At 46.2% G+C, this 23,121-nt stretch carries 18 protein-coding genes; 8 read left to right on the top strand and 10 right to left on the bottom strand.

Annotated features, from left to right (window positions below):
• Window positions 1–100: 100 nt before the first annotated feature.
• Window positions 101–979, bottom strand: a complete 879-nt coding sequence (locus tag BIW15_RS18880; RefSeq protein WP_005463052.1) for an NAD(P)-dependent oxidoreductase — start codon at window positions 977–979, stop codon at window positions 101–103.
• A gap of 179 nt (window positions 980–1,158) precedes the next feature.
• Window positions 1,159–3,030, bottom strand: a complete 1,872-nt coding sequence (locus BIW15_RS18885) for a fructose-specific PTS transporter subunit EIIC (RefSeq protein WP_045603158.1) — start codon at window positions 3,028–3,030, stop codon at window positions 1,159–1,161.
• 267 nt (window positions 3,031–3,297) lie between these two features.
• Here BIW15_RS18885 and BIW15_RS18890 point away from each other — a divergent pair, with 267 nt between their 5' ends.
• Window positions 3,298–3,600, top strand: coding sequence for a PTS fructose transporter subunit IIB (locus tag BIW15_RS18890; protein WP_005463048.1), 303 nt, complete (start codon window positions 3,298–3,300; stop codon window positions 3,598–3,600).
• An 8-nt stretch (window positions 3,601–3,608) separates the two neighbouring features.
• Complete coding sequence (locus BIW15_RS18895) at window positions 3,609–4,385, top strand: PTS sugar transporter subunit IIA (protein WP_021484097.1); 777 nt, start codon at window positions 3,609–3,611, stop codon at window positions 4,383–4,385.
• A 34-nt stretch (window positions 4,386–4,419) separates the two neighbouring features.
• Here the strand turns inward: BIW15_RS18895 and BIW15_RS18900 are convergent, their stop codons facing one another.
• The gene (locus BIW15_RS18900) at window positions 4,420–5,262 is read right to left on the bottom strand and encodes a helix-turn-helix transcriptional regulator (protein WP_006742228.1); all 843 of its coding nucleotides are present in this window, start codon (window positions 5,260–5,262) and stop codon (window positions 4,420–4,422) included.
• 385 nt (window positions 5,263–5,647) lie between these two features.
• Here BIW15_RS18900 and BIW15_RS18905 point away from each other — a divergent pair, with 385 nt between their 5' ends.
• Window positions 5,648–7,555, top strand: coding sequence for a fructose-specific PTS transporter subunit EIIC (locus tag BIW15_RS18905; protein WP_077281445.1), 1,908 nt, complete (start codon window positions 5,648–5,650; stop codon window positions 7,553–7,555).
• Between the two features lie 77 nt (window positions 7,556–7,632).
• Window positions 7,633–8,865 (top strand): mannose-6-phosphate isomerase, class I, encoded by a 1,233-nt coding sequence (manA, locus tag BIW15_RS18910; RefSeq protein WP_077281446.1) that lies wholly within the window; start codon window positions 7,633–7,635, stop codon window positions 8,863–8,865.
• 80 nt (window positions 8,866–8,945) lie between these two features.
• Here manA and BIW15_RS18915 read toward each other — a convergent pair whose 3' ends face one another.
• Window positions 8,946–9,641 carry a hypothetical protein gene (locus BIW15_RS18915; protein WP_031814762.1) on the bottom strand — a complete coding sequence of 232 codons (696 nt, stop codon included), beginning with the start codon at window positions 9,639–9,641 and terminating at the stop codon, window positions 8,946–8,948.
• A 476-nt stretch (window positions 9,642–10,117) separates the two neighbouring features.
• Here BIW15_RS18915 and BIW15_RS18920 point away from each other — a divergent pair, with 476 nt between their 5' ends.
• Together BIW15_RS18920 and azu are read left to right on the top strand one after the other, a co-directional pair.
• A complete protein-coding gene (locus BIW15_RS18920; protein ID WP_025636414.1) occupies window positions 10,118–10,768 on the top strand; it encodes an HAD family phosphatase in 651 nt (216 codons plus the stop codon).
• 312 nt (window positions 10,769–11,080) lie between these two features.
• Entirely contained in the window at window positions 11,081–11,533 is a 453-nt protein-coding gene (gene azu, locus BIW15_RS18925) for an azurin (protein WP_005463034.1), read from the top strand.
• A 67-nt stretch (window positions 11,534–11,600) separates the two neighbouring features.
• On the opposite strand, the gene BIW15_RS18930 is transcribed toward azu, so the two are convergent.
• The 6 genes from BIW15_RS18930 to BIW15_RS18955 form a co-directional block, all read right to left on the bottom strand.
• Complete coding sequence (locus BIW15_RS18930; RefSeq protein WP_077281448.1) at window positions 11,601–13,646, bottom strand: EAL domain-containing protein; 2,046 nt, start codon at window positions 13,644–13,646, stop codon at window positions 11,601–11,603.
• A gap of 386 nt (window positions 13,647–14,032) precedes the next feature.
• Window positions 14,033–15,397 (bottom strand): TrkH family potassium uptake protein, encoded by a 1,365-nt coding sequence (locus BIW15_RS18935; protein ID WP_077281449.1) that lies wholly within the window; start codon window positions 15,395–15,397, stop codon window positions 14,033–14,035.
• A gap of 1 nt (window position 15,398) precedes the next feature.
• Window positions 15,399–16,052, bottom strand: coding sequence for a TrkA family potassium uptake protein (locus BIW15_RS18940; protein ID WP_077281450.1), 654 nt, complete (start codon window positions 16,050–16,052; stop codon window positions 15,399–15,401).
• A 151-nt stretch (window positions 16,053–16,203) separates the two neighbouring features.
• Window positions 16,204–16,902, bottom strand: coding sequence for a response regulator transcription factor (locus tag BIW15_RS18945; protein ID WP_025589385.1), 699 nt, complete (start codon window positions 16,900–16,902; stop codon window positions 16,204–16,206).
• The gene (locus tag BIW15_RS18950) at window positions 16,899–17,933 is read right to left on the bottom strand and encodes an ATP-binding protein (RefSeq protein ID WP_065767091.1); all 1,035 of its coding nucleotides are present in this window, start codon (window positions 17,931–17,933) and stop codon (window positions 16,899–16,901) included. The genes BIW15_RS18945 and BIW15_RS18950 overlap by 4 nt, the downstream gene beginning before the upstream one ends.
• A gap of 259 nt (window positions 17,934–18,192) precedes the next feature.
• Window positions 18,193–20,019: an ABC transporter ATP-binding protein gene (locus tag BIW15_RS18955; protein WP_005499711.1), complete on the bottom strand. Its 1,827-nt coding sequence runs from the start codon at window positions 20,017–20,019 to the stop codon at window positions 18,193–18,195.
• A 145-nt stretch (window positions 20,020–20,164) separates the two neighbouring features.
• Here BIW15_RS18955 and BIW15_RS18960 point away from each other — a divergent pair, with 145 nt between their 5' ends.
• Both BIW15_RS18960 and BIW15_RS18965 read left to right on the top strand, forming a co-directional pair.
• Window positions 20,165–22,255, top strand: a complete 2,091-nt coding sequence (locus BIW15_RS18960; RefSeq protein WP_077281452.1) for a TonB-dependent siderophore receptor — start codon at window positions 20,165–20,167, stop codon at window positions 22,253–22,255.
• Between the two features lie 52 nt (window positions 22,256–22,307).
• Entirely contained in the window at window positions 22,308–23,093 is a 786-nt protein-coding gene (locus tag BIW15_RS18965; RefSeq protein WP_020841411.1) for an ABC transporter ATP-binding protein, read from the top strand.
• Window positions 23,094–23,121 lie beyond the last annotated feature (28 nt).

Here is a 23,121-nt window from a genome sequence, read left to right on the forward strand (position 1 = left end):
TAAAAAGGGAGGCGCACGTTGCGCCTCCCAGTTAAGAGAAATTCGATATGATCAATTTAGACTTTTTCAAACTCTTCGATACCAAAGAGTTCTTCATCTACTACTGATTTTTGGCTACAGCCTTAATCAGTACTGACGTATCCATACGGCCAAGCCCTTCACGTTGAAGGCCTGCGTACTGCTCGTCGACCATCTTAGTCAATGGAAGCTCAAGCCCAACACGCTCAGCTTCTTCCAAACAAAAGCCAAGGTCTTTGCGCATCCAATCAATCGCGAAGCCAAAATCAAACTTGTCTTGCGCCATGGTCGTGGCACGGTTTTCCATTTGCCATGAACCAGCAGCGCCGTGTTTCAGCGTCTCGACAACCTGTTCAATGTCTAAGCCCGATTTTTGCGCAAGCAAAAGTGCTTCACTCAAGCCCTGCAAAATACCACCAATACAGATTTGGTTTACCATTTTACAACGCTGTCCCTGACCATTTTCGCCCAGCAGAGTGATTTGTTTCGCGTACACATCCATCACAGGCGCAACATGGTCAAATACACTTGGTTCACCACCGCACATGATGGTCAACACGCCATTTTCTGCGCCCGCTTGACCGCCCGAGACTGGCGCATCGATAAAGTGATTGCCCACTTTTTTACACGCATCCGCCAGTTCTACAGCAAGTTCTGCCGAGGTTGTTGTGTGATCAACCAAAACCGCGCCCGCTTTGAGACCAACTAACAAGCCTTCTTCACCATACACCACGCTGCGTACGTCGTTATCATTACCAACACAAGTAAATACGATATCGCAACCTTCTGCCGCTTCTCGCGGTGTCTCGCACGCAATGCCATTGTATTCTGCAGCCCATTTATCAGCTTTGGCTTTGGTGCGGTTGTATACTTTGGTTTCATACCCCGCTTTGCTCAAATAGCCCGCCATTGGGTAGCCCATGACACCCAAACCAATAAATGCTACTCGTTGTTTTTCCATTGCACGCTTCCCTTAGTTCACCTGACTGAAATGTTTTGTAACATGCTACTAAAGAATTGAAAACATTACTCGTAATTTATCCTTCACTCGCGGCACAAATAAAAGCGGAGCACGATGTTGGAGTAAAAACCGAAGCAGTCAGCAGGGTTATTAAGGACAAATTTCTCAGAAGTAAAATGCTAAGACACTCTACGTGCTTGCAACAAAGCCGTAGCGTTCAACATGGCATCCTTGGTCGTCACATCCAACACTTTTATTTTTCGAAAACGTTCCGGTTCTTTGATCGCGACATCATGAGCAAAGATCACAAACTTCGCTTTCTCAATGTCTTTCTCGGTAATTCGGTTGATGACTCCATTCGCCCCTTGGGTTTCGACTTTAATCTTAATGCCGAGTGCACAAGCCGCTTTTTCCAATGACTTCGCCGCTAAAAACGTATGTGCCACTCCTGATGGACAAGATGTGACCGCCAAAACATCCGCCTCACCTTCGCCTTGAACGGAGCCATATACTTGAGAATGACCTGTATAACTCTCATCTTCGGTGACGGTTTTCTTTAGTGCAATCACGATCAACGCGGTGGTAACAGAGCCAGCAATCGTACCGATGATATAACCAACTTTTCCATCCACAACAGGGAGAACAATCCAACCGCCCCACGGTGCATGGTTCATTACGTGGAACATAAAGCCAATCACGTTACCGACGATGCCACCCGCCACAATAGCGGGTAGCACTCGTGCAGGGTCGCCAGCGGCAAAAGGAATCGCACCTTCACTAATACCGATCATCCCCATAATACCTGCGGCTTTCCCTGCTTCGCGTTCATCTCGCTTGAATTTACTCGGCGCCAAAAACGTGGCTAGTGCCATACCCAATGGCGGCGTACAAATCGCAATACCGACCCCGCCCATCAACCATGGTTGCGTGTTCACTTGGGTTTGAGCAAACAACGTCGCCACTTTGTTAATTGGGCCGCCCATATCAAACGCGGTCATTGCCCCAAGCACGGTACCGAGCATCACCTTGCCTGAGCCCGCCATGCCCGTCAGCACTTCGTTCATGGTGGTCATTGCGCTGGCAATCGGAGCACCTATCACCCACATCACCGCGCCGCAAGTAACAAACGTCCCCACTAGCGGATAAATAAAAATCGAGCCAAGCGAACTCATGCTGTCTGGTAGCTGAATTTTCTTTAATAGCCAAACGACAAAGCCAGCAAAAAAGCCGACCACAATTGCACCTAAAAAACCCGTATTGTAATGACTGACCGCAATCCAAGACCCTATCATACCCGGCGCAAGGCCCGGCTTGTCGGCAATGGAATAAGCAATGTAACCACCAAGCACGGCAGTAAACAATGTCAGGCCAGCAATCCCCATTTGGGCAATATCGGCCAAAATGCCTTCTTGTGGTACACCACCGTGACCAGAGATCATCACCGACAACGACAACAACACACCGCCCGCAACGATAAACGGGATCATGTGGGATGTGCCAAACAGCAAGTGCTCTTTAATGCGGCCAAGTTTTTGCGCCCAAGGGCTCAGGGGTTCTGATGCAAATTCTAAAGAAGTTGGGAGAAATTCATTGGATTGGGTTTGAATATCAGTCAGCATCTCAAGCGCTTCTTCTCGCGATTGAGCCAACTTGAGCTTTTCAACAAAGCCGTCTTCGATAATTTTGGTGGAAATTTGTGCCAATACTTCAATGTGATGATGGTCATCACCATCTGGAGACGCCAGCATGAAAAACACATCGGACAGCTCGCCATCTTCGGCGCCATAATCAATCCCATTACGGCTGATCCCGACCGCGACAGCCGGTTTCGCTACAGCATCACTTTTGGCATGAGGGATCGCAATACCATCATCAAATCCTGTGTTACCGATCTCTTCTCGTTTCCAGATATCTGCCAAGAACTGGCTTTGACTATTGAGCTTGCCGGCGGCCTCTAGCATCTCGACCAGCTCTTTGAGCGCTTCATCTTTGGTTTGAGCTTTTAGATCTAAACATATCGTTTCCAGCTCAATTAGGTTTGTGATGTCCATTGTTTTACCTTCCAATATTCACGCTCGAATATATACCCAAGTGAGTTTGAGATACAGGATCCCCTGGCTCGTATGCGTTCCTACTCATTTTATTTGGGCATAGATTAACCAGTGCCTACCCTTTGATATATAGGACTAAAAGTGCATTAACTGGATTAATGTAACATGAGATTCAAACTGTGATAGAGCTCTTGCGTTAATCCAGCTCAAATCAATTCAATCTGCGGTGGCTGTGCTAATATCCACAAAAAATAAAATGGATAGAACATGAAAATCGTAGCGGTGACAGCATGCCCTACAGGCATCGCTCATACTTATATGGCGGCAGATGCACTAATGAAAGCTGCGCCAAAACATAACGTGCAAATTAAAGTAGAAACGCAAGGTGCGATGGGGATAGAAAATCAGCTCACTCCTCACGATATCGCTCAAGCGGATCGGGTTTTGATCGTGTCGGATATTGAGATAGAACAACCAGGCCGATTCGAAGGGACGCGCAAAATTCAAATCCCCATTGAAGAGGTTTTGCTGAACGTCGACAAAGTATTCCTCGTCCACTGCCGCGACTAAATTTGCAGATGAACGAATACCAAATCACCTTTTTCGTCGATAATGCAAATGCCAGTGCGCACCTTGCTCAGCCACTCAATCGAGTGGCAAAGAAGTTCAAAAGTACCTTACATATCATTAATGTAACGCAAAATCGTGTTGCGGAACTCACCAAGTCCGTGGCGATTTTGCAAGCAGGTCTACAACAAGGTGATTTGTGTCAAATCACAGCGATTGGCATTGACGCAGAGCTGGCCTGCTTCGTCATCAAAGACATGATTGCTGAACACTTTACTGTAGTGGGCTCCCACATCAATTACGAGTTCTCAAGCCAACTGGCCGAGCGTTTACCACAAATTTGTCCACCTTGTGAAATCAAATGGCACTACGCCAAAGCGCATACCGAGCTCACCAAGTTTGAATGCCTTAAAGGATTAGCTCAGCTGATCCACCCCATTCATCCCGACGAACTAATTCTTGCTTTTATTAAACGCGAAGAACGTTCATCAACTTGCGTGACTCCGGGGATCGCTCTACCGCATGTGATGTTTTCAGGTGTTGACCATATTTCCATTGCCGTTATTGCAAATGAAAAGTCGATGGATTGGGCTTCAAAGATGGGTGATGTTCATCTGGCTATAGCACTGGTGATGCCAGAAAGGCCGACCCGAGATCAGATCATTGCGGCTACTAACCTCACACGAAATCTGCTTACCGATCAAATGGCGGAACGCCTACTACTAACAAAAAGCAGCGTCGACTTACAAGCGCTGCTGATGTACGCCATGTCGAGGCTGCTCGCCTAAACTTCTCTAAAATTTACGCACTCTGACTGAAGGCTTAAATCGAACCACGATATTCCGTCGGCGTTCTGCCTGTACGGTTCTTAAATACCCGGCAGAAATAGTTCACGTCTTTAAATCCACAGCGCACTGACACGTCATTGAGTTTGAAGTTGTATTTCTTGAGCATAAACTTCGCACGATCCACTCGTACCCAAGTAATGTAGTCTGCCAAGGTCATGTGCCCCTGCTGACGGAACAAGCGCGACAAATGGTTCGAGGAAATACTGAATCTCGACGCAATGCTGTCACGCGTGATTGGGCGATGGAAGTTCTCTTGAATGTAGATACAAATCCCTTGATAGAGATCTTGCACACGGCTATGTGACTGCTGCTCGACTGGTGCATCCAACATCGTCTTCGCGTATTGCAGTAATGCTTGCAGTAAAAGCTCATCCATTGGTTTTTTAGTATTCTCACGAGCCAGTGAGCTCAACGCTTCTAAGATGTTATCTATCGCAAATCCTGAGCGTGTTTGGATGCTATGCTTTTGAATATCGTAAAAGTTTGCCTCACCTTTGCGTTTGCTCACCAAACTTAACCCAAGTTGTCGACGCCCAAACAAAATACTTAACACTGAGCAATCGGTATCCCAGTCTGGTTTATTCCAACAGTTAGGTGGAATAAATATCGCGTCGCCTTTTTTAGCAACGATGTGCGTTACTTTTCGATCATGACTTTCCATTTCATTAATATATTCCCCATCCAGAACTAACTCTAGGCGAGGGAAATTAACTTGATAGCTAAATTCAGGCGGCGTATGAAAATCTCCTGCAAACCAAATATTATGAAATGGCTCTCTTTCATTTAATACCGCTGAAATTAAATCATGAAAAATCATTGTTTCACACTCTATATATGCATCAATGATGCTATTTACTATAGATATACACCGGACTGGACTTTTGTGCTATTGAGCAAAATCACACTTCCATTTTAATGTTACAAAAATCTAGTTAACGCATCAATTTTCCAGTAACAAAAACTCTATCAAAAACACTCAATCCCTTTTTAAATGGGAGCAAAGCCACATTTCACTTATCGTTTAGCTTCTTATCCATCATGTCACAGATATGCAGCTAGATTTGTCCAGTGAACGATCTAAATCACACTATAGTTAGTCGGTTACAATCCTCCAGTAAATGCATTTTTTATTCACTACAGTCTTTTTCTCAGTAATTTAAAAATACCTCTGAAATAAAAATTATATTTATAGGGGTTCGACAATGATCACCAAACTAATAAATGAAGACTTAATTAAGCTTGATCTTAAAGCGTCTTCAAAAGAAGACGTATTTAAAGAACTGGTTGCCGTTCTTCATGCCCAAGGTCGTATTTCTGACCAAACACAATTTCTTGCAGATATAAAAGCACGTGAAGAATTAGGAAATACCGGATTTGAAGATGGCGTGGCAATTCCACACGCGAAAAGCGCCGCGGTGATTGAACCGGCGGTTGTGATCGGCGTAAGCAAATCAGGTATCGAGTACGGCGCGGAAGACGGTTTACCTTCAAAGCTGTTCTTCATGATCGCCTCTCCAGACGGTGGCGATAACCACCACATCGAAGTACTTGCAGAACTGTCTTCAAAACTGATTGAAGATGGTTTCATCGATGCGTTCTTAGGCGCAGCAAACAACCAAGACGCACTGGCACTCCTTCTTGCTAAAGAAGAACCGCAACCAGTGACAGATGCTCCAGCGAACCAAGGTTTCATCATTGGTGTTACCGGTTGTCCTGCGGGTGTTGCTCACACCTACCTAGCAGCAGAAGCGCTAGAGAAAGGTGCAGCGGCAATGGGTTACGAAATCAAGGTTGAAACGAACGGTTCAATCGGTGTGAAAAATAGCCCAACCGCAGAAGAAATCGAGCGTGCAGATGCCATCATCGTGGCGTGTGACAAGCAAGTTGACATGAACCGCTTCGCGGGCAAACGCGTGGTTAAAACCAACGTAAAAGCCCCAATCCGCGATGCTCAAGGACTGATTAATGAAGCGTTAAACGCACCGACGTACCAAGCTGATTCCAATGGCAATACGCAAGCATCGGTTGCCGACAAAGCTTCTCAAGCTCGTTCTGACTTATATCGCTACTTGATGAATGGCGTATCACACATGATCCCATTCGTCGTAACCGGTGGTCTGTTGATTGCCCTTGCTCTTGCTGTAGGCGGTCAGCCAAGTGAAGCGGGCATGGCGATTCCTGAAGGCAGCATGTGGAACCAAATCCTCAACGTCGGTGTGGTTGCCTTTACGCTGATGATCCCAATCCTTGCCGGTTACATTGCTTACGCGATTGCTGACCGCCCAGCTCTAGCTCCTGGCTTGATCGGTGGTTGGATTGCAAATAATGGTTCTTTCTACGGCGCAGACGCTGGTACAGGCTTTATCGGTGCCATCATCGCAGGTCTACTTGTGGGTTACTTCGTGAAGTGGATTACGTCGATTAACTACCACAAATTCATTCAACCTTTGGTGCCAATCATGATTGCGCCAATCACAGGTTCGCTATTCATCGCTGGTCTCTTCATCTTCGTTATCGGCGCGCCAATCGCAAGCCTAATGGACGGTCTGACTGCGCTACTAACAAGCATGAGTACAGGTAACGTCGTTCTACTAGGCATCGTACTTGGTGGTATGGCTGGCTTCGATATGGGTGGTCCATTCAACAAGGTCGCGTTCCTATTCTCTGTGGGCATGATTGCGAGTGGTCAAACTCAATTTATGGGTGCTATGGCGTGTGCAATCCCTGTTGCACCTCTAGGCATGGCACTAGCAACAGCACTTGGTCGTAAGTTCGACCTGTTCGAAGAATCAGAAACCGAAGCGGGTAAAGCAGCAGGCGCCATGGGTCTGGTTGGTATCTCTGAAGGTGCGATTCCGTTCGCAGCGCAAGATCCAATGTCAGTGATTCCAGCAAACGTACTTGGATCAATGGTAGCGGCAGTAATGGCATTCTCATTCGGCATTACCAACAGTGTTGCTCACGGCGGTCCAGTTGTCGCTCTACTTGGTGCGATGAACCACCCAGTACTTGCTCTGATTTGTATGGCAGCTGGCGCAGTAGTTACCGCAGTAACGTGTGTAACTCTGAAGAAAGTTCGCAAAGCGAAAATGATGCAAGCAGCCGCTTAATCACCCCTACCCCCAAATGGCTCCTATGGCTTGGGCAATGTCGCCCAAGCCATGATTTTCTCTCATGGTGACACTCTATGTCTGATTTAACGATGTCCGATACACAAACGATTCAAACTCAAGCTAAGCATCCGATGTTTTTCCTGATGAACAACGTGATTCAAAACTACGCTTGGGGCAGTACTACTTCTGTTAACCAACTGTTTGGCATTGAAAACCCAACGGGCGAACCACAAGCAGAAGTATGGATGGGCGCGCATCCAAACGGTTGCTCATTGGTGATGGTAAACGGTGAGGAGACCAAACTCTCTTCACTGATTGCTCAAGACATGAATGCCTTTCTGAGTGAAGAAGTCACAAACCGTTTTGGTGAACTTCCATACCTGTTTAAAGTGCTTGCTGCTGAGAAAGCACTGTCGATTCAGGTTCACCCAAACAAACAGCAAGCAGAATTAGGCTTTGCACTGGAAGAAAAACAAGGCATTCCCCTAACCGCTGCAAACCGTAACTACAAAGATCCAAACCACAAACCAGAATTGGTTTACGCGCTAACCGAATACCAAGCGATGAATGGCTTCCGCCCAACAAGTGAAATCATCAGCTTCTTCTCTGAACTGGCGATTCCTGAGCTACAAGGCTTGGTGGATGACCTTATCGCAAACCAAACTCCAACTGGCTTGGCGACCTTCTTCTCGGGTCTACTGTCACTAGAGGGCGAACAGAAAGAGATGGCGTTGACGGTGCTATTGGCTCAAGCTCGCATCACCGACTTACCTCTGTTCAACCTTATTCTTGAGCTAGAGAAGCAATACCCTGGCGATATTGGTTTATTTGCACCACTGATGCTCAATGTCATTACCCTACAACCGGGCGATGCCATGTTCTTAGATGCAGAAACGCCACACGCTTACTTAAAAGGTACAGGTCTTGAGATCATGGCGAACTCAGACAACGTACTGCGCGCGGGTCTGACACCAAAATACATGGACGTGAAAGAACTCGTTGCGTGTACACGCTTCAACGAGAAGCCATTCGACAGCTTATTGCTCGCACCAAACGAAATCGACGATATGTTGGAATACCCAATTCCCGTCGACGATTTCAAATTCGCGATTGTAAAACAAGCCAACCAACGAACGCTTGATGTAAGAACCGCAGAAATCCTGTTGCCGCTAGATTCCCCGCTCGTGATTACACACGCAAATGGTGAAACGTGTGTAGTAGATAAAGGCCAATCTGTTTTCATCCCAGCGTACGCCAAACAATACACCTTGAATTGCGAAGGTCGCGTTGCACGGGCTTACAGTTGATTCAAATTGAAACAAAAACGCCTCGCAATTTAAGCGAGGCGTATTCTTTTTCACTCGAGCGATTTTTGTGGCGGTGATAATTAATTAAATATTTGCGGCATCAAACAAGAATTAATCTCGCTGTTGTTGTAGTTCAAAGTGTTCAGTAATTCACCTTGCACAGTCAGGTTCTTAATTCCCATGTGCCGCATATCAGATTCAGTGTAATACCAACCATTCGCGAGCGTTGAACGTTGGCATGTATTCGTTCTCGTATGCCCATAAACGGTAATATTTGGATCCACTCCTACTTTGTTGTAGAACTCCGCTTCTTTAATTCGTAAGCGAGTAAGATAGCGATAAAACTGCTTTTCGTATTGCGAAGGAACCGATTGATCCCACATCTCGTCACTCTGATTCGCGCCACCATGCCACCCAATAAGCGCATCTTTTCCAATCACCACACTTTTCGCCGCAGGCAATATGTAATTCGCGCAAGCAGAAAAACACAATTGGCTGACGATCACATCCATATCGTTGTTTTTTATGAAGTGACCAAACTCGATCCCGACGCCAATATCACCACCACTACTGGTAATACGTAATGTTGTCACTTTCTGGTTACTATCATTCACCATTCTTATGGCTTCGAGCACGGCATCCCCGGTAATCATGCCGTCGTACACCAACGTATTGCCTGTAATGGTTAATTTGTTTTGTGTCGGGAAAGCCATTTTTTGAGTCGCGCACCCGGATAACAAAATAGCTGCGGATATTAAACCGATTTTAAACTTCATCCTTAAACTCCAATACAAACCACTCACTTCGGGCTTCATTAAAACGCTCTGTACTTTTTAAGCTTGAAGGAATAGTTATCGAGACATTCATATCTTAAACAACATCTATTGTAGTGATAAAAAAACCATTCAACTCAATAACCTAAAAACCAAGTAATGAATTACGACAAGTTTCACGCTTTAATTAGAGATAGTTTTTATAAAAACTCTACGGGAATAATCCAAAACATTTAAACAATCAATATTTATAATTGATAAACCACGAAAACATAAACAATACCAATAAGATAATATTGATTAATTAGAATGATTAACGCTGCGCTGTCACCATTTTTGTTTTAGAGCCATAAAGTCACCCTATCAAATAAGACCGCACCCGATTTATACAGCTGCGACAAACAGAAAAGTAAATTTCCGAGAAAATTACGTCGGCTTATGCCAGAATGTGTTCCCTCACTCAACAAGCCTGTAATGTAATGAAATACCAAGCTGCTATTTTTGATATGGATGGTTTACTTCTTGATACTGAACGTGTCTGTATGCGTATTTTCCAAGAAGCATGTGAAGTACAAAACCTTCCGTTTTATGAAGATGTTTACCTATCGATCATTGGCCGCAATGCGGCAGGAATTGAGACGATTTTCCGCAAAGCCTACGGCGAGAATTTAGACCGCCTACATCTTGAATGGCGCACTCGTTACAACGCAGTTGTCAAACACCAAGCCATCCCTGTAAAAGATGGCGTTGTTGAGTTGCTGGAATGGTTGAAAGCACAAGATTTACCTATCGCGGTCGCGACATCTACTGCGAAAGAGGTGGCAAAAATCAAACTGGAATTAGCAGGGTTGAGCAAATACTTCGATAACCTAACGACAGGCTGCGAAGTGAGCCACGGCAAACCCGATCCAGAAATCTATTTGCTGGCAGCGAACCGTCTGGATGTAGAGCCAAGCCAATGTTTGGCCTTTGAAGATTCCAATAATGGTGTTCGCGCCGCTGTAGCGGCAAACATGGTCACTTATCAAATTCCGGACTTGGTTGAACCTTGCGATGAGGTGAAACAATTTGGTCACTCTATCGTGCCTTCACTACACGAAGTATTAGCAGAGCTTAAACAGACTCGCTAACCCTCCGCTGAATTCGTTCCAAAGCTCAACGTCGACGTTGGGCTTTCTCTTAGTTTCTTACCCATCTCATATTCCCCCTCTTAATTGAATCGACTCCCTCAACCTACACGAATTGAGAATTGAGCCAGTTCACGCCACGAAAGAAAATCAGGTTGTTCAGTGATCAATCAGTGGAACGAACCAGTACAAGTTTGCAACAAATCGTCAATATACCGATTGAAGCACGTTTTTCGGGTCAAAACTGGCTGATAATGAGAACTATTGGACAAAAAAGTCCAAGTCAGCCCAAAACAACAAAATGGAGAGTGTTATATGTCTTTACGTATATTAGCAGCAACCTTGGCACTGGCAGGCTTGAGCTTCGGCGCACAAGCCAGTGCCGAGTGTGAAGTTTCTATTGATGCTAACGATATGATGCAGTTTTCGACCAAAACATTGAGTGTTCCAGCAACTTGTAAGGAAGTAACGCTAACGCTCAACCACACCGGTAAAATGCCAGCGCAATCTATGGGGCACAACGTTGTCATCGCAGATACAGCCAACATCCAAGCGGTAGGCACTGACGGCATGTCTGCTGGCGCAGATAACAGTTACGTGAAGCCAGACGACGAGCGCGTTTACGCTCACACGAAAGTCGTTGGTGGCGGTGAAAGCACCAGCATTACATTCAGCACGGAAAAAATGACGGCTGGCGGTGATTACTCATTCTTCTGCTCATTCCCTGGTCACTGGGCGATCATGCAGGGTAAATTTGAGTTCAAATAATCGTTGAATTCAATTTGAGTGTGACTAAAGGGAAGCGCGTGCTTCCCTTTTTACTAGGCGAATCCGGTCATGCTCTCTCATCCGATAAGTCTTGTATCGGCATCGGTTTGGCCAGATAAAAACCTTGTACTTTGTCGACGCCACATTGCGCGACGAACTCATATTCGGCTTGAGTTTCTACGCCCTCGGCTACGACTTCGCAGTTGGCAATGTGCCCGAGTTTAGCCACAATTCGGTATAACTCGCGCCCCTTTTCATCTGTGGCATCAAGTAGCAATGAACGGTCGAGTTTGATCTTATCAAACGGATATTTGAGCAAATGCGGAAACGAGGCATAACCCGTTCCGAAATCATCCATTGCGATGCGAATACCACACGCTTGCAGCGCGATCATCGTATTAGTCAACGACACTTTATCGTTTAACACCGCCTCTTCGGTTATCTCGATTTCTAACCAATCTGGGGACACGCCATAGTGCTCAAGTCGTCCTTGTAAGTGCTGAACAAAATCCGCTTGTTCGATCGTCGAAACCGAAATATTGATCGCAACTCGACGTGACGGCGATAACGACATTGTTTTCATGTCCGACAGCACTTTTTCGATGACCAACTTATCAAGTAGCGGCATGGCATCAAGCATTTGGAAGTCACTGATGAACGTTGGAGGGCACAGTTTTCCCTCTTTGTCGATGTAACGAATCAGCGCTTCATAGGAGAACACTTTCTCATCATGCGTCGATTGTAGCTTTTGATAAAACATCACCAGCTCCCCTTCTCGCAGAATTGAAGTCAAACGCTTCTGAGCTGATGATTTGTTGATACTGTATATGTTTGAATCTTTCACGCTATTAAGCAGAGACTTAAACAGCGATTGCTCAATACCATTCAAAGCATTATTCAGCCCGAATTGACTCGCGTGTTTGCCAGCATAAGCAAGATAAAAAGGTCGATAGATCAATACTCCTGCCGCGATCACTATCAGTTGAAGTATTGTGCCTTGAATATGGTTTCCCATTGCGACATATCCACTGATCAACGGCGGAGTCATCCAGTTCACGATCTTCTCGACAGGATCAATAATACCCGACGCAATGCTCGCATAAGTGATCACGAAACTCACCAAAGGCACCAGTACAAATGGGATGATGAGAATGGGGTTGAAAATGATCGGCAAACCAAACAGCAACACTTCATTAATGTTGAACATCACCAATGGCGCAGCCGCCAACGCCAACATGATGTGGTTGCGCTCTCTGGCAAAAATCAGGATACACAAAAGCAAACAGACACTGTTTCCTGAACCACCCATAGACAAAAAGGCGTCGTAAAAACCTTGGCTGATAACGTTAAGCGACGCTTCGCCAGCTTGCCAAGCAGCCATGTTGGCTTCGGTCGCAGCGTATATCTGCTGCTTGATGGCAAACAACATGTTGTGAGCATTGATGCCTGTCGCCCCTAGCAACCCCAAAACGGTTTGATAGATTAAACCGCCTTCAAGCGTTAAAGGATCGACGCCGATACTGCTCACTGCGCCACTAAACCACACCATGATCGCCGCAGTGACGTGAGACAGGCTTACCGCGACAAGAACAAATACGAAAAAGTGCAAAACGTCTTTAAACAGCCGAGAAGTAAAGTCCAGTGCTTGGGGTTCAAGCAATTGAATTCTCAAATGTTTGCAGTACAAATACGACATCATGGCGCTGATCAGCGCCAACAGAGAGTTATTGGGCAACGTATACGTCGCGGATAAGCTTTCATTTTCTATCGACACCAAATAGAACATGATCAGCGAATAAATAATAAGCACCACACTCGATACATTGGCTTTGTGCGACAAATAATATGCAGCAACCACGCAAAATGCCGTGGGATACAGGTTGATCAAAATGTCGGAAAGGTGGAAAAGCAGTAAAGAAACATCACCCAAGCCCGCTACTCGAAATGCGTGACCAAGTAGAATAGCCAGCGCGTTGGATAATGTCAGTGGGAGAAGAAGTAACGCGATTGAAGCTAAGTCTGTTAAGTAAGATTTAGACCCAGCTCGCCATTGCTCTGCGATTACAGCCAGACGCTGAAAAGGGGCAAAGAAGAGTTCGCGGCGAGTTTGCATGGAGAGTTCTTTTGTAAAGTAGTTATCTTCAACTGCAGAAAATGCAGCCGTTAATACAACAGCCGAAACTCAGGCAAACATTGTTGATGGGTAATGTCGTTTTTCGTATTAAGGTCAAACAATGGGTACTAAATGCCAATAACAGCACGGAAAAGTTGCCAACTTAATTTAGCGACTATACATCGCTCGATCCAATGAGATTATTGACCTTCACGACAAACAAAAAGCATATATAATTTGTGGTTATTCCAAAAATTACCACTTACTCATAAAGCTCATTTATTCCTCTTTTTATATAACTTTCGATGAACAACTTAGTAATAATGCTATGCACAAGCAAACAGCAAAGCATGCCATCCACATGCTTTGCCGCCGCATCGGTTTCATCATCCTATTGCCAGTTTAGTGCTCGCGTAACGCGCTTTTTTCTTTCTTGGACTGGCTAAGAAGTACGCTAAAGTAAGAGGCCCTAATCGTCCCATAAACATCATGAAGATGATCACTAACTCACCTGGTTCGGACAAACTGCCCGTTAAGCCTCGCGATAACCCAACCGTACCTAGCGCCGAGACCGCTTCGAACATAATGTCTAACATAGACGCTTTCTCTGTCAGTAACAGCGTGAAGATGGCAAACCAAGTCACACCCACCGAGATCAGAGTCAGCGCCAATGCCTTGCTGATGGTCTCTTTGGGAATCTCGCGTTGAAAGGCATAGGTTGCTCCATCACGACGCAAATAGCTGTAAGTTGCCAAGACTAACACCATAAATGTCACAACTTTAATACCACTTGCCGTGCTCAATGATCCACCGCCGATAAACATCAACACCAGAATGATCGCCGTTGTGGCATCTTCCAACTGATCGATAGCTAAAGTGTTGAACCCTGCCGTTCTTGGCGTCACCGCTTGAAACCACGATGCCCACCATTTCCCTGCCTCGCTCAACGGGGCAAGCGTGTTGGGGTTGTCATATTCAATCAGGTAAATCGCGATAAGTGCCACCACGTTAATGATCACCGTGCCTAAGATCATCATTCGACTGTAAACGGTGAGTCGGTGCCAACGGCGATTGCGTTTTAAGTCAATCCAAACCGAGAAGCCTAAACCACCAATAATGAACAAACTGGTAATGGTGAAGTTAACGACCGGGTCGTCCACGTAAGGCATTAAGCTATCGGCACTCAACGCAAAACCTGCATTGTTAAACGCACTGATGGTATAGAAGAAACCATGGAACAAACTGGTTTTCCAGCCCAACTCTTCACTCCAATAAACGCTCAAAATAGTGAAACCAATAAGTTCAACGAGCAGAGCGAACATCAATACAGATTTAGCGGTGGCAATGAGTGTCGATGAGTCAGTCTGGTTGAACGCCTCTCTCGCGACTGCTCGCTCCAAAAAGCCAATTTTTCCGCCCAGAGCCAGCAAGGTCACGATAGCAAACGTCATCAAACCTAGGCCACCACATTGAATCAGGAAGGCAATAACCACCTGCCCAAAAGGCGTAAACGCCGTGCCCGTGTCTACCACAACTAATCCCGTCACCGTAATGGCCGATGTCGCAGTAAACAGACTTTGAATCCAAGTGATGGGCTCTGTGGTGGCAATCGGCAGTTTGAGTAAAACTGTGCCGAGCATGATCAAGCACGCAAAGCTGAGGCTAAGTATCAATGGCGGTGCGCCCAACAGTTTTTTGCCCGCTTTGGGCTTTCGTTCTATTGGGATAATAGAGGGATGCCACAAAACCATGTTACACCAACCTTGGAGCGACGTTTTTCAGCTCAGCGCGACTACCGCAAAGCAACAGCGTGTCGAACTCATTAAGCACGAACTCATCATTGATATTGGTGTAGACGGCTTCTTCGCGCTTAACCAATATCGGCTGAATGTTGTAACTGCCTCGGCTGATCAACTTAGAAAGCGGCGTATCGTGCAGATTGGATTTAACGTGGATTTCCACCACATACAAACCATGCCCCATTTCCAAATAGTTGTTCACCATCGGATAGTTGAGTGCCTGCGCGACTCTTACGCCCATCTCCTCTTCCGGATGAATAATGCGTTGTACACCAAGCTTAGACACGATGGTGTGGTGCGCTTTGGTGCTCGCTTTGACCCAAATGGATTTCACGCCTAAATTTTTCAGCGCCAGCGTACACAACAAACTGGCTTGCATGTCTTCGCCAATCGCCACCAACACCACATCACTGTTCGCTAACGCTAACTCTCTGAGTGCGCCTTCGTCTGTTGCGTCACATATGACTGCTTGCGTTAACTCTTCGACGTATTTCTCGACGATTTTCGGGTCGCTATCCACACCCGTTACGGTGTGTCCAAGATGAATAAGTTCTAAGCTGGCGGCAACGCCAAATCGCCCTAAACCAATTACTGTAAAGTGAGCCATATCAATCCCTAACTGTGTTTTATGTATAGAAAATGCTAATGCGTTAAGGGTTAGACTGATTTTCCGTCACGAAAAATAGGCAACACGAATCCTGTTCGAGTGCCGATAACCAGCACTAAACCTTGGCATTAACGTTGATTAAATTTGGAATTTAGTGGTGCTTGGACGTCTCAAGCACTAAACGATAACCCAGCCCCGGCTCGGTTTTTAAAAGTCGCTGTTCGTCAGCACTATCGTTCAGTTTTTTGCGTAGTTGACTCACTAGTACGCGTAAGTAGTGAGTATCTTCGACATGACTTTTTCCCCAAATCACCGCTAGCAAATGAGTTTGCTCAATGAGTTTTCCCGGCTTGAGAATCAACTGTTCAATGAAAGAAAACTCTTTCTTGGTGAGTGGAATTTCCCTCTGATCCAACCAAAATTGGTGAGTACTTTTGATGATTTTGACTCGGCCAGCCACCAGCTCATCAGCGACGGTTTGCTCATCCACCAAATCTCGAACCAGCACTTTGATGCGCGCGATGAGCTCTTTTACGCCAAAAGGCTTGCTCAAGTAATCATTCGCGCCCGCTTCTAAAAGGCGGATTTTTTCCTCTTCTTGATCGCGAGCTGTCAGCACTAGCACTGGCGTTTTATATGTCTGACGAAGCGCAGTGAGAAACTCCGTCCCATCGCCGTCGGGCAAGCCTAAATCTAGCAGAATTACGTGCGGCGAATACGCTTCGAAACACGCTTTGGCTTCTGCAATGGTACTCGCGCCAATGTAATCAAACCCTTCAGCAGACAGCGAAATTCGAATAAAGGTATGAATGCGAGGCTCATCGTCCACGACTAAAACTTTGTAACTCACGCCTGCTCTGCTCCTTGATTGAGTGGAAGTCGAATGCGGATCAGCGTCCCTTCTGATACTGGCATAGATTGAATCTCTCCTTGGTGTGCGGTGATGATGCCTTTGGCAACCGCGAGTCCCATTCCGGTGCCTGAATCGGCCGATTTGTTGTTCGCGCCGGAATAGAAAAGGTTGAATATTTTTTCCGCATCTTCAGCTTTGATGCCAATCCCCATGTCCCGAACATCAATCACGCACGACGAACCCTGCTTAGAAAGTGAAACCTCAACAGATTCATTCTCTGGTGAAAATCGCATGGCATTATCCAACACATTAAAAATCGCTTGTTCGATAAGCGAACGACTTACTGACAAATGACCAACGGAATCATCCATATTCATGGATACTTTCTCGGTGTAATTCGGCAAACGAGAAACCGCATCCCGCACAATATTCGCAATAGGCTCATCTTTTTTGGTAATTTTTAATGTGCCGTGTTGGAGCTTAGTCGCCTGTAAGAGGTTCTCTATATATTGATGCAAGCGGTGGCTTTCTGAAGTCGCACTGTCGAGCAATTCTTTGCGCTCTAAGTCATTGAGCTTGGGCATGTACTCGTTGAGTGTGGTCAGTGTTCCAATAATGGTTGCCAGCGGCGTGCGTAGGTCGTGGGACACCGATAGCAGGATGCTATTTTGCAGCTTGGTTTGTTTTAACTCGCCCTGCTGGCGACGATAAAGATCCGCGAAGGTGCTGGTGATAAATGCCACCACCATAAACACGACTAGATTAAAAATGTCTTCCGGACGAAACATCTGCAAAGAGTAACGAGGCGTCGTGAAAAAGAAGTTGAAGCTCAGCGCTTCGATCACCGCCGCCGCATAAGCGAATCGCGAGTTGCATTGAAACGCCACCACCACGACTGCTAACTGCAAAATCAGCAGGACGGCAGCCGTAGAGCCAAACAGTTGGTCTAACAGCCATGAGGCCACAACCGCGCCAACAATCACGATGGCAGAAAAGAGAAATGTGTTATCTCGCCAATGAGCAAACATAAAGTACATCAACCAAAATTCGATGCAGAAACTTTAGCAAAAGCCCATTCGGAGTTCGCGTAAAAAAAGCGTAAAAAATTCAATAACGACAGACAGTTATAAACATAACCATCACTAAGTTGGTCTAACTCAATGAATAATCACAAGTTAACGTTACCCATTGACGCCACCCACTCGGTATAAACGACAGACACAAAAAAGAGGAGCGTTCGCTCCTCTTTCGTTTAGTCTCATTTAGATGCAGCTGTTTGGCAGCATCTTACTCAGACAAAAAACCGCCGGTTTGATGCTTCCACAACTGAGCGTAAACACCACCCAATTGCAGCAGTTCGTGATGCGAGCCTTGCTCAATGATTTTGCCGTCATCCATTACAATCAAACGATCCATCGCAGCAATCGTTGATAAACGGTGAGCAATCGCGATCACTGTTTTTCCTTCCATCAGAACTTCAAGGTTTTCTTGAATTGCCGACTCCACTTCCGAATCAAGTGCAGACGTAGCTTCGTCCATGATCAAAATTGGCGCGTTTTTCAACAGCACGCGAGCAATCGCCACTCGTTGACGCTGACCGCCAGACAACTTCACGCCGCGCTCACCCACTTCAACATCGTAGCCGGCATTGCCTTGTTCATCTTTTAACGTTTGGATGAAGTCATGCGCGTGTGCTTTTTCAGCGGCGTTAATCACAGCCTCCATTGAAGCGCTTGGATCACCGTAAAGAATGTTCTCTTTAATTGAGCGATGCAGCAAAGAAGTGTCCTGCGTGATCATACCGATATGTTGACGCAGCGACTCTTGTTCAACTTGCGAAATATCTTGCCCATCAATACAAATCTTACCGGTATTCACATCGTAAAAACGCAGCAACAGGTTAACCAACGTGGATTTACCTGCCCCTGAGCGACCGACAATACCGACTTTTTCGCCCGGTTTGATGGTCAGGTTCAAGTTTTCAAATACCGCCTTCTCGTCACTGTAGTTAAAACCTACGTTGTCGAAACAGATCTCACCTTGCGAGATTTGCAGAGGCTTGGCATTTGGCACGTCTTTCACTTCAACGTCGTTTGAAATCGTATTGATGCCGTCCACTACCGTACCAATGTTTTCAAACAGCGCGCTAACTTCCCACATGATCCACTTCGACATACCTTGCACACGCAACGCAATACTGATGGCAATCGCAATGGCACCAATCGTCACGGCTTCGTCTAACCAGAGGTAAACGGAGATAGCACTGATAGACAGAAGCAATAAATAGTTGATGGCATCGACACTGAACAGCAAACAAGTGACCATGCGCATTTGGCGGTAAACCGTCACCAAAAACTGCTTCATGCTGCTTTCTGCGTATTCCAACTCTCGTTGCGAGTGTGCGAACAATTTCACGGTAGAAATGTTGGTGTAAGAATCCACAATGCGTCCGGTCATAACCGAGCGAGCATCCGCTTGATCCGTCGCAACCTGCTTCATTCGTGGGATAAAGTAGAACTGGATCAGAACATAAATGCCTAACCAGACCACAATCGGCAGCATCAACAAGCCATCTGCCTCGCCCATCATCCAAATCATCGACAGAAAATAAACGCTGATGTAAACCAGTACATCCACCAGCTTCATCACTGTTTCTCGTACCGCCAACGCGCTTTGCATCACTTTGGTCGCGACTCGGCCTGCAAAGTCTCGTTGGAAAAAGCCAACCGCTTGTTTCAGCAAGTAACGATGTATCAACCAACGGATAGACATCGGGTAGTTACCCAATAACGTTTGGTGCATCACCATCGAGTGCACAAAGCCTAAACACGGCATCACAACGACAACAAGCAACACCATCATCATCATGCGATCGCCTTGATCCGCCCAGAATGTTGCACGGTCTTGGTTGGCAAGAATATCCACCAATTCGCCCATGTAACGTAAGAGCGTCACTTCCGTCACAGCAATCAATGCACTGAATATCGCCATGACAAGTAAAGGGGCTTCAAAGCCACGAGTGTAAAAGCGACAGAAGCCAAAAAGCGTCTTGGGTGGCTTTTCGGTTTCCATCTGGGGAAAGGGTTGGGTCAGTTTTTCAAACCAATTAAACATAACAACTACTTTGGTTACCGCGAATAAATTTGCGGACGTTTTACTATCTTTTGATACGAAAGTCAGTAAAATACCGAAACAAAAGTTCAAATGATAATAATTACAATTAAGCTTCTTGTTAAATATAATTGTCGGGAATGTATTTATGACGAAAAATAACTTACTGACCGTTGCGATCCGTAAAGCAATGGTTTGCGCGATTGCGCCTACAGTAGCAGTGGTTGCGCTTTCAGCGAACGCACAAGATGACGTTACCGCAATGGAAACCATCACCGTCACAGCACAAGCGTTAAAAGTAGAAACACCAGCGGCAGAAACACCACGCAGCGTTTCTATTATCTCTGAAGACGAACTTCGCGTTCGTGCACCGCAAAAATTGGACGAAGCATTACGCTACACATCTGGCGTAACCGCTCAGCCTTATGGCGCCGACAACGACACCGATTGGTTCAAAGTTCGCGGTTTTGATGCTGCGACTTACCTAAACGGCAACCGCCTATTCCGCGACGGTTACTACACATGGTTGGTCGAACCTTACGGCCTAGAAAGTGTGGAAGTGGTTAAAGGCCCATCAGCTATTCTGTTTGGTGAATCGGCACCAGGCGGTATCGTGAATGCAGTACAGAAAAAACCAACATTTACGCCTCAAGGCGAAGTAAAAGTCGAAGTGGGCAACAACCAACACCAGTCTGTGGGTTTTGACATTGCTGATGAAGCAAACGACGATGGCACAATCCGCTACCGTTTGGTTGGCCTGATGACAAGCCAAGATGGCGAACTGGACGGCACCAACAACGAGCGTTTTTATCTAGCGCCAAGCGTCGAGTTCGACATTTCTGACCGTACAATGCTGACCGTTTTGGCTACTTACCTTCGTGATAACGGTGTGCCAACCAACCCATTTTTCCCAGCGGCAGGCACTCTGATTGGTTCTAACTTTGGCAAAATCGATCCTTCGACTAACCTTGGTCAGCCAAACTACGATAAATACGAACGCACGCAGTTCTCTCTAGGTTACTTGCTAGAGCACGACATCAATGACACGTGGTCATTCTCGCAAAACCTCAACTACGGTTCGAATGAGTTGTACTTACGCAGCTCTTACGCGTTCTCAAACAACGATCCAGCGAAAGAAGAATTAACGCAAGGCATCGTATTCCGTGACGGCAAAAACCAGAGCATCACGTTCGATAACAATGCTGTCGGCAACTGGATGACAGATAACGCAGAACACACCGTGCTCGTCGGTATGGATCTGCAATTTCACAAAACCGATGGCGACGAACAGGACAACTACGCGTTTGGCACCATCAACCCGTGGAACCCAGTTTACGGCAACTTCAATCCACTTGATCCTTCAAAGAACGTGAAACGTGAGATTGAGAAATCTCAAGCAAGTGTCTACTCACAATACCAATTGAAACTGCATGAACAATGGATTGGTAACGTGGGGGCTCGTTACGACTGGGTGAAAACAGAAAACTCTGGCAAAGGCGCAGGCGTTGATCAAAACGAATCTCGTGATGATGGTCAGCTGTCTCTCAGCGCGGGTGTGATGTTCCTTGCAAACAATGGTTTGTCACCTTACGCAAACTACTCTCAATCGTTTGAAGTGATCAGCACCATTGATGCGGCAACCAATGAGCTTTACAAACCGCTAGAAGGCGAGCAAGTAGAAGTGGGTGTGAAGTATGAGCCAAGCTTTATGGATGGCTTTATCAACCTAGCATGGTTCGACATTACGCAAAAGAACGCGTTGGTGACCAACCCATCAACATGGATCGCGACACAAACGGGTGAAGTGACTTCTCAAGGTATTGAGCTTGAAAGCACGGCGCAGCTAACCGACGATCTAAAACTGATGGCAAGCTACACCTACACCAAAGCGAAAACAGACGAAAGCTTTGGCAAAGGCAAAAAACAAGCCGCGCTTATTCCTGAACACCAAGCTTCGGCATGGGTAGACTACAGCGCGTACAGCCTAATTCCAGGCCTAAACATCGGTACTGGTGTTCGTTATGTGGGCGAATCTAAAGATAACCCTAAGAGCTCGAACCTAAACGTTCCTTCAGTGACTCTTTGGGATGCGTCGGTCACTTACGACATCACTTCACAGTGGCAAGCACAGCTAAACGTGAACAACATTCTGGATAAAGAATTTGTATCAGGTTGCGATTACTGGTGTTACTACGGCCAGTCTCGCTCTGTCATGCTAAACGCAAACTACCGCTGGTAATTGAACTTTCGACTCCCCTCTCTTGAGGGGAGTTTTCTCCTGAGAGCCATCCATGTTTCAACTGTCTAATATTGAGATCGTTCGAGGTGGACGTCAGATCCTCGGCATCGACCAACTTAACATCCCAACGAATGAACTGACTGTCGTTTTGGGCCATAACGGTTCAGGCAAATCGACACTGGTGAACCTGCTTTCTGGTCAAATGTCACCAGATAAAGGCACGGTAGCATTAAACGACACTTCCCTTTCATCACTCAAAACCAAAGAGCTGGCAAAGCAGATAGCCTATTTGCCACAAAAGCTGCCCTCCTCGGCTGGTTTAACGGTAGAAGAGCTAGTGCGCTTAGGCCGCTTTCCGTGGCGTGGCGCACTTGGTCGTTGGAAACCTGAAGACAAACAGATTATCGCTGAAGCCATGGCTCGCACTGGCGTTGCTCCGTTTGCTCAAGCATTAGCGGACGATTTATCGGGCGGCGAGCGCCAACGCGCTTGGGTGTCGATGCTGTTGGCTCAACAATCACCGATTTTGATCCTAGATGAACCGACCTCCGCGCTCGATGTTCACCATCAATTTCAACTGATGGCGCTACTGGCAGAGCTGAATCGAACCGAGAACGTAGGCATTATCGTGATCCTGCATGATTTGAACTTAGCATTGCGCTACGCAACCCACATAGTTGCGCTCAAAAAAGGTCAAATTGCCTTTGAAGGCAACGCCGAAATGCTGCTTGATGAAGCGCGTTTGTCTGCACTTTACGAATCACCAATTAAGCTCATTGACCATCCAACGCCCGCGGAAACACTTGCTAGCCAGAAGGTGGCGGTGGTATGTGCATGATGGTTCGATTTCTCAAACAACTAAGCTG

The organism is Vibrio sp. SALL6, assembly GCF_002002385.1.
Lineage (GTDB): Bacteria > Pseudomonadota > Gammaproteobacteria > Enterobacterales > Vibrionaceae > Vibrio > Vibrio parahaemolyticus.

Excerpts from the sequence above, each read along its gene's own strand:
- BIW15_RS18890 (WP_005463048.1), top strand. The coding sequence starts at position 3,298 with ATGAAAATCGTAGCGGTGACAGCATGCCCTACAGGCATCGCTCATACT.
- BIW15_RS18905 (WP_077281445.1), top strand. The coding sequence starts at position 5,648 with ATGATCACCAAACTAATAAATGAAGACTTAATTAAGCTTGATCTTAAA.
- BIW15_RS18965 (WP_020841411.1), top strand. The coding sequence starts at position 22,308 with ATGTTTCAACTGTCTAATATTGAGATCGTTCGAGGTGGACGTCAGATC.
- BIW15_RS18895 (WP_021484097.1), top strand. The coding sequence starts at position 3,609 with ATGAACGAATACCAAATCACCTTTTTCGTCGATAATGCAAATGCCAGT.
- BIW15_RS18880 (WP_005463052.1), bottom strand. The coding sequence starts at position 979 with ATGGAAAAACAACGAGTAGCATTTATTGGTTTGGGTGTCATGGGCTAC.
- BIW15_RS18885 (WP_045603158.1), bottom strand. The coding sequence starts at position 3,030 with ATGGACATCACAAACCTAATTGAGCTGGAAACGATATGTTTAGATCTA.
- BIW15_RS18960 (WP_077281452.1), top strand. The coding sequence starts at position 20,165 with ATGACGAAAAATAACTTACTGACCGTTGCGATCCGTAAAGCAATGGTT.
- BIW15_RS18915 (WP_031814762.1), bottom strand. The coding sequence starts at position 9,641 with ATGAAGTTTAAAATCGGTTTAATATCCGCAGCTATTTTGTTATCCGGG.
- manA (WP_077281446.1), top strand. The coding sequence starts at position 7,633 with ATGTCTGATTTAACGATGTCCGATACACAAACGATTCAAACTCAAGCT.
- BIW15_RS18930 (WP_077281448.1), bottom strand. The coding sequence starts at position 13,646 with ATGCAAACTCGCCGCGAACTCTTCTTTGCCCCTTTTCAGCGTCTGGCT.
- BIW15_RS18935 (WP_077281449.1), bottom strand. The coding sequence starts at position 15,397 with ATGGTTTTGTGGCATCCCTCTATTATCCCAATAGAACGAAAGCCCAAA.
- BIW15_RS18940 (WP_077281450.1), bottom strand. The coding sequence starts at position 16,052 with ATGGCTCACTTTACAGTAATTGGTTTAGGGCGATTTGGCGTTGCCGCC.
- BIW15_RS18950 (WP_065767091.1), bottom strand. The coding sequence starts at position 17,933 with ATGTTTGCTCATTGGCGAGATAACACATTTCTCTTTTCTGCCATCGTG.
- BIW15_RS18900 (WP_006742228.1), bottom strand. The coding sequence starts at position 5,262 with ATGATTTTTCATGATTTAATTTCAGCGGTATTAAATGAAAGAGAGCCA.
- BIW15_RS18920 (WP_025636414.1), top strand. The coding sequence starts at position 10,118 with ATGAAATACCAAGCTGCTATTTTTGATATGGATGGTTTACTTCTTGAT.
- BIW15_RS18955 (WP_005499711.1), bottom strand. The coding sequence starts at position 20,019 with ATGTTTAATTGGTTTGAAAAACTGACCCAACCCTTTCCCCAGATGGAA.
- azu (WP_005463034.1), top strand. The coding sequence starts at position 11,081 with ATGTCTTTACGTATATTAGCAGCAACCTTGGCACTGGCAGGCTTGAGC.